At 64.9% G+C, this 7,313-nt stretch carries 6 protein-coding genes; 5 read left to right on the top strand and 1 reads right to left on the bottom strand.

Features of this window, described 5'->3' with window-relative positions; genetic code table 11:
* Positions 1 to 981: 3'-5' exonuclease (locus K8V11_RS00135; RefSeq protein ID WP_303910056.1), on the top strand; the 981-nt coding region annotated here is incomplete at its 5' end.
* A gap of 66 nt (positions 982 to 1,047) precedes the next feature.
* Here K8V11_RS00135 and K8V11_RS00130 read toward each other — a convergent pair.
* Complete coding sequence (locus tag K8V11_RS00130) at positions 1,048 to 2,175, bottom strand: M23 family metallopeptidase (protein WP_303910054.1); 1,128 nt, start codon at positions 2,173 to 2,175, stop codon at positions 1,048 to 1,050.
* A 462-nt stretch (positions 2,176 to 2,637) separates the two neighbouring features.
* On the opposite strand from K8V11_RS00130, the gene sucC reads away from it, so the two are divergent.
* The 4 genes from sucC to K8V11_RS00110 all read left to right on the top strand — a co-directional run.
* Positions 2,638 to 3,801, top strand: a complete 1,164-nt coding sequence (sucC, locus tag K8V11_RS00125) for an ADP-forming succinate--CoA ligase subunit beta (RefSeq protein ID WP_303910052.1) — start codon at positions 2,638 to 2,640, stop codon at positions 3,799 to 3,801.
* Between the two features lie 16 nt (positions 3,802 to 3,817).
* Positions 3,818 to 4,720 carry a succinate--CoA ligase subunit alpha gene (gene sucD, locus K8V11_RS00120; protein WP_303910050.1) on the top strand — a complete coding sequence of 301 codons (903 nt, stop codon included), beginning with the start codon at positions 3,818 to 3,820 and terminating at the stop codon, positions 4,718 to 4,720.
* Between the two features lie 120 nt (positions 4,721 to 4,840).
* Positions 4,841 to 6,319: a hypothetical protein gene (locus K8V11_RS00115; protein WP_303910048.1), complete on the top strand. Its 1,479-nt coding sequence runs from the start codon at positions 4,841 to 4,843 to the stop codon at positions 6,317 to 6,319.
* Between the two features lie 107 nt (positions 6,320 to 6,426).
* Positions 6,427 to 7,313, top strand: an 887-nt coding sequence (locus K8V11_RS00110; protein WP_303910046.1) for a DUF6350 family protein, incomplete at its 3' end; no start/stop codon positions are given.

Genomic DNA, 7,313 nt, shown 5'->3' with positions numbered 1-7,313 from the left:
GGACTTCGCGAGCGCCTCGAGGGCGATGGCCATGCCGCAGGGGAAGGGTCGCTTCCCGATATCGGCGATCTCCTCGACGCGGTGCTCGACGCCTCCGGCTATCGCGATGCCCTGCAGGGTTCGAACGATCCGCAAGATGGCACGCGTCTCGATAACCTCGAAGAGCTCGTGGGCGTGGCTCGAGAGTTCTCTTCGGAAGCCGCGCTGCGGCGTTCGGCGGACGAGGTACCCGATTCTTCGTCCGGCGACGACGCGTTCGATGCCGAACTCGACGAAGGGCTTGCGGTGCCCGGTTCGCTCGAGGCGTTCCTCGAGAGGGTGTCGCTGGTCGCCGACGCCGACGAGATCCCGGAGGACGACGCCGGCGAGGTCACGTTGATGACCCTGCACACTGCCAAGGGGCTGGAGTTTCCTGCAGTATTTCTCGTTGGCTGGGAGGACGGGCTCTTCCCGCACATGCGCGCGCTCGGAGATCCCGCGGAGCTGGCAGAGGAGCGCCGCTTGGCCTACGTGGGTATCACCAGGGCACGCCGGCGCCTATACATCTCTAGAGCCATGCTGCGGTCGACGTACGGGCAGCCGATGACCAACCCCCCGTCGCGATTCTTCGGCGAGATCCCAGACAGCGTCGTGGAATGGGAGAGAGAGGAACCACAGCGTTCGTCCTTTATCGACAGCGACTACTCCGCGCCCCGGCGATTCGGCCAGGACTCCGGCGGTTACGGGGGCTTCGGCTCGGCTGGGTCGAGCGGCGGCAGCCGATTCGGCGGTGGCAGCTCTCGCGGGATCCCGAAGGCCGCCCCGAAGAAGCCGGCGCTGGAACTGGAGCTCGGAGACCGCGTCAACCACGATAAGTACGGTCTTGGGAAGGTCGTGGGCGTGGAAGGTACGGGGACGACAGCGCGGGCGCGAATCGACTTCGGCGATTACGGGACGGTGCAGCTCATGTTGATCGGCGGAGTGCCGATGACCAAGCTGTAGCGAATGACGCGGCATGCGTGACAAGTGCAGATGGCAGCGCCCACCGCACGTGCCGCGTGCGGGAAGCTATTTCGAGCCGATGGCGCTCAGAGAGGGCGTGCTCGTTGCCGACGGGCCGCTCTTGGGCGCGTTGGTGCGCGGCTTGCCCGCGATCACGCCGACGGGAGCGATGGACGCGTCGCGTCCGGAGGCTCGGGTCTGCCCCGAAGCGAGTGCGATGAGCTCCTGGGTATTGTCGCCCGCGTCGCCGACGACGGTCGAGCGGAGACTTTCCTCCAGGCCGGGCGCGCCGGTCTCGTTGGCAGGGTCCGGCACTAGGGAGCCGGCGACCGATGCCGCGATACTGGCCGGATCCGTAGACCCCGGCAGCGCGATGTTCTCGGCGGCCTCACCAATCGAACCGACCGAACCGAGGTCTACTCCGTTCTGGATCAGCCAGGGGAGCGGGTCGACTCGCTGCTTGCCCTCGTTCTCCCACACCTCGAAATGAAGGTGGGTACCGGTGGAGAAACCGCGATTACCCATTCCTGCGATGTGATCGCCGGCCGTGACGCGCTGACCCTTTTCGGTGTCGATGGATTCAAGGTGTCCGTAAACGGTCATCACCCCGTCGTCACCCATAATGCGCACCCACTGCCCGAACCCCTGGGCCGGGCCTGCGTCGATGACGACGCCATTGGTGGCGGCGACGATCGGGGTGTTCGTTTCATTGGCGATGTCGATGCCACCGTGCATCTCGCCCCAGCGCGACCCGTAGCCGGACGTGAACGTACCCACGGCGGGAGCGACGATCTTCGGACGACGGTCGAGTTCCTCCAGAACCTCGCGCTCGACGTTCTTCGACTGGCCCTCATACAGGGAGGTGATGACGGAGTCGTCCTGCGTCGGATCCCACTGGACCTCATCCGCGACCGGAGCGGCCTCGGCCTCTCCGGTGCCGCCGGCGCGTGTGTCTCCGCTGGCGAGGAACAGCACGTCGGCCTCGGACTGTGCCGCGCCGCCGATGTTCGCGCCGTTGTACGCGGCGAACGAAGCGCCGGCCGCCACTGCTACGACGGCTGCTCGCGACTTCACCGAGCCCGATGGGCCAGGGACGCGGTGGGAGGTTGCCTTGCGGGGAGATCGTTTGGCGTCGCCAGAATCGATGCGCATGCGCTCTGCGAGCTCATTTACATCAGTATTCTGGCTTCCCATTACGCACCCGAGGCCTTCCCGTGATCGTTTCGTGATCACTAACAACGTATTAACGTAGCTGTACTCCCGATCTGGTTCAAGCCGATTCGGGGCAAACGCCTTGGCGAGCCTGCCCATCCGAAAGACTCCTGCATCACCAGTAACAGTGGGCACTCGTTTACCTGCTGTTTGTTTAGGTGCCGCACGGTGTGTGGTGATAGTCACATTTCGTTTTCGGGGAATCTTGCTCCGCGCAACCGTCGCGACTCCGGACCGCGCTTCTTTGGAACACAGTCTCTTGCGAGGTATGTCTCCCTGCTTGGGGACTCGCTGGTCGGTCGGCCGAGCGGCGAACAAGTGGACCGTACCTTAGGGCGTTGACAGGTCACTCAATGCGCGTATTCAGCAATGGGGTTAAAGTTGAGGCTGGACTCGGTTCCCGACCCGGTGCCGAGAAAATCTACATGTCAAGATGGTGAGCTGATGGATCTCTTCGAATACCAGGCAAAGGCTCTCTTCGCGAAGCACGACGTACCCACCACCCCCGGGCGCGTCGCGGATACTGCAGAAGAGGCAGAGAAGATCGCGCAGGAAATTGGCAAGAGCGTTGTAGTCAAGGCTCAGGTCAAGGTCGGCGGTCGTGGCAAGGCTGGCGGCGTCAAGCTGGCAGACAACCCTGCCGACGCGAAGGCCCGCGCCGAGGACATCCTCGGTCTCGATATCAAGGGCCACGTCGTGAAGAAGCTCCTGGTTGCCGAGGCGTCGGATATCAAGGAGGAGTACTACATCTCCTTCCTTCTCGATCGCGCGAACCGCAATTACCTGGCCATGTGCTCGGTTGAGGGCGGCATGGAGATCGAGGAAGTCGCGAAGAACTCCCCGGATCGTCTCGCTCGGATCAACATCGACCCGACCGAGGGCGTGGACGAGGCCAAGGCCCGCGAGATCGCTGCTGCCGGCCATCTCCCCGAGGAGGTCCTCGACGCTGCGGCCAAGACCATCGCCAAGCTTTACGAGGTCTTTGTTAAGGAAGACACGACCCTCGTCGAGGTCAATCCGCTCGTTCGTACGCCGGACGACCAGATCCTCGCGCTCGACGGCAAGGTCACGCTGGACGAGAACGCGGAGTTCCGCCAGGAGTCGATCGCGGAGTTCGCCGACGCCGGATCCACCGATCCTCTCGAGCTCAAGGCCAAGGAGAACGACCTCAACTACGTCAAGCTCGATGGCGAGGTGGGCATCATCGGTAACGGTGCCGGCCTCGTGATGTCGACCCTCGACGTCGTCGCGTACGCGGGCGAGAAGCACAACGGCGTGAAGCCGGCGAACTTCCTCGACATCGGCGGCGGCGCTTCGGCTGAGGTCATGGCCGCGGGCCTCGACGTCATTCTCGGTGACGAGCAGGTCAAGAGCGTCTTCGTCAACGTCTTCGGTGGTATCACCGCGTGCGACGCCGTGGCCAACGGCATCGTCAAGGCGCTGGAGATCCTCGGCGATGAGGCGACCAAGCCGCTCGTCGTCCGACTCGACGGAAACAACGTCGAAGAGGGTCGCCGCATCCTCGAAGAAGCCAACCACCCGATCGTGACCCAGTCCGCCACCATGGACGAGGGCGCCGACAAGGCCGCCGAGCTGGCCGCCAAGTAAGGACGAGAGACTTCACATGTCGATTTTTGTAAACAAGGACTCCAAGGTCATCGTTCAGGGCATCACCGGTGGCGAGGGAACCAAGCACACCGCGCGCATGCTCGCCGCCGGCACGAACGTCGTCGGTGGTGTCAACGCCCGCAAGGCCGGCACCACTGTCGAGCACAAGGACGCGAACGGGAATGACGTCTCACTTCCCGTTTTCGAGTCGGTCAAGCAGGCGATGGACGAGACCGGTGCGGACGTCACCATCCTGTTCGTCCCGCCGAAGTTCGCCAAGGACGCGATGATCGAGGCCGTCGACGCCGAGATCGGACTCGCCGTCGTCATCACCGAGGGCATCCCGGTGCAGGACGCTGCCTACGCGTGGAACTACAACGTGGCCAAGGGCGAGAAGACGCGCATCATCGGCCCGAACTGCCCGGGCATCATCACGCCGGGTGAGAGCCTCGTCGGCATCACGCCGGCGAACATCACCGGTAAGGGCCCGGTCGGGCTCGTGTCCAAGTCCGGCACGCTCACGTACCAGATGATGTACGAGCTGCGTGACTTCGGATTCTCGACCGCCATCGGTATCGGCGGCGACCCGGTTATCGGCACCACCCACATCGACGCGATCAAGGCGTTCGAAGAGGACCCCGAGACCAAGGCGATCGTCATGATCGGCGAGATCGGCGGCGACGCGGAGGAGCGTGCCGCCGACTACATCAAGGCAAACGTGTCGAAGCCGGTGTTCGGTTACGTCGCCGGCTTCACGGCCCCCGAGGGCAAGACGATGGGCCACGCAGGCGCCATCGTCTCGGGTTCCTCGGGCACCGCGGCTGCCAAGAAGGAAGCGCTCGAAGCGGCAGGCGTGAAGGTCGGCAAGACGCCGTCCGAGACCGCCGACCTGGCACGCGAGGTTCTCGCCAACCTCTAGGCCACGGCTCGCGTTGATGGGGCAGTCCGATTCGGGCTGCCCCGTTTTCGTTCGCCACTAATGGTTTCGCAAGCGCTTTCCAGCTATTACGGTGGGCAAAGACAAACGATAAGGAGCCCCATGACTGACAATTTCGGACAGCGTCCGGCAGGTGAGCCCTCGGACGGCTATTCGCGGGATGCGTTCCCGAGCGATGCATTCCCTGCCGCGTCGAACGAACACGGTGACGGATCCCGCGGCGCACACGCCGCAGACGAGGGATACAACTCCGGTATGTACTCGAGCGGTGCTCACTCGGATTCCTATCCGGCCGGCTACGGTTCCAACTCGAACTACGACCAGAGCGTCTCCGGCGGCTCCTCGACACTAGGCTCCAGTTCGGCCCCCACCTCGCAGTGGAACGCCGGTTCCCAGTCGCAGGGCGGTGCTCACTCGGCCCCCGGCGGTTACCCAAGCAATGAGCCCAGCGTCGACTCGACTACTGCGCAGTACAGCTCGCCACAGGGCTACGCGGCTGCAGACGGCGCGGCGACGCAGTACAGCGCCCCGCAGGGCTACGCGGCTGCCGAGAACTCGACCACGCAGTACAGCTCACCGCAGGGCTACGCGGCTGCAGACGGCGCGACGACGCAGTACAGCTCACCGCAGGGCTACGCGGCCGCTTCCGGCACGGATAGCTCCGCGGCGACCCCGTCGAACGATTCTGCGTCACTGGGCGCAGCAGCATATGCGAGCCAGACGGCCGGATCTGGTCAGGCGGCAGGTAGTTACGGCCAACGACAGTCTTCGCCGAGCCAAGCGGCATCGTACGGCCCGCCCGCAGAGGCAAAGGCGCCTCTGACGATCGTTCAGTGGCTCGCAATCGGCGCGACGGCCCTCGGCGCGCTCGCGTTCCTTATGGGATTTCTCGAATTCCAGTCCTACTCCGCGTTCGGTCAGGAGAACGCGTTCAGCGGCTTCAATGTGTTCCCCTGGGTGCACGCTGGCTTCCTCATTGTGGCGATCCTCGCGGGGCTGTCCATCAAGTTCAGCGAGCAGCGGATCCCCGCCTTCGCTATCGCAGCGGGTACGTGGCTCGCGTTTTTTGTGGCTCAGCTCGTCGGCGCCGGGCAAATCAGCGGTGAATCCGAGCTCGGCTTCGGTTCGTCCACGTGGGGCTTCGGCGTGATTCTCACCCTGATCCTCGGCTTCCTCGCCGTCATCGTGCTTGCTGCTTCCGTGTTCGCGACCGACGAGATGATCGACAACTTCAAGAAGAAGTCCGAGGAGCGCAAGGCGCAGAAGGCCGAGCAGCAGCGCATTCAGCAGGCGCAACAGGCGCAGCAAGCGCAGCAGGCCCAGCAGTTCGGTGGACCCGCGCAGCAGTATGGCGGCCCGGGGCAACAGGGCGGCTACCAGAGCCCGGGTGGATACCAATCCGGTGGATACCCGGCGGCCGGCGAGCAGCCCGGTGGCTACGGTCAGGGCGGCTACGGTCAGGCGCCCGGCGGTTACGGCCAGGGGAGCTACGGCCAGCAGCCAGGCGGGTATGGCCAGCAGCCCGGAGGGTACGGACAGGGCGGCTACGGCCAGCAGCCCGGAGGCTACCCGGGGCAATAGTCTCAGCCCGGATAACGAACGGCACGTCGGTTCAAAGAACCGGCGTGCCGTTCACCATTTCCGCCCCGCGCGGTCCTTACGGTAGATGGGTGGAGCGCCAACGATCTATGAGTTCTAGAGACCGAGGGGCATCGCCGAAAATCGGCGTGCCCAAACTGTTGACGTCGGCGGTCATTCCCGTCGGGGTCACCCTCGCTCTACTTGTCGCCTTGACGCTCATCGCGTTGCTCGCGATGCGCCGCGAGTTCGCTTCGATGCCGCACTTCGTTTCCACGATGTGGCTGGCCGTCAATCAGGCGCCGCTGTCCGCGGACGGCGTCTCGCTCAGCGTGCTACCGCTCGTTCCGACGCTGCTCTACGGCTTCGCGGTCGCCTGGCAGGCGAGGATCACGGCGATGCCTTACGCGCTCGAAGCCGAGGAGTCGGTGTCGACGGCGATGCCCGGCGTGCCGACGGACCAGATGGAGGCGGCCCACCGAGCAGCGGCGCTGACCACCGTCGTCATGGTGCTCATACCGGTCATCGTGACCGGGCTCGCGGCCACCGTGCTCGACACCGCGAGCACCGATTTCCCGGCACGCGTCGACGGGATCGGCATAGCGCTGCTGTGGACCTTCGCCGTCAACCTGGTGTCGGTGACGGCGGGACTGTGGTGGGCGCACGTGCGGTGGGTGCGCAAGCAGGTGCCGCACTTTGTGGTCGCCGGCCTGCACATGGGCGGGGCGTTCGTCGCCGCCACGTGGGTGATCGCCGGGATCGTCGGCATTGTGTTCTTCATCATCAACTGGTCGGACCTGGGGATGCTCTTCGGCACCGCGGAGGGCGACGCCTGGGGCCTGGTGGCGCTGTTCCTGCTGTCGGTCGGTTATGCCCCGAACGTCTTCGCGCTCGGCTCGGCGGCCGTCGTCGGTGGGCAAGCCAATATCGGTGACGCGTCGGCGAGCGTGTTCACCGTTGCCCCCGGCGATCTTCCGGCCCTACCGATTCTCGCGGC

It is taken from the genome of Dietzia timorensis, from assembly GCF_020742175.1.
GTDB lineage: Bacteria > Actinomycetota > Actinomycetes > Mycobacteriales > Mycobacteriaceae > Dietzia > Dietzia timorensis_A.
Note: the sequence above shows the minus strand (reverse complement) of the source record. Positions and strands in the feature narration are given on the sequence as shown.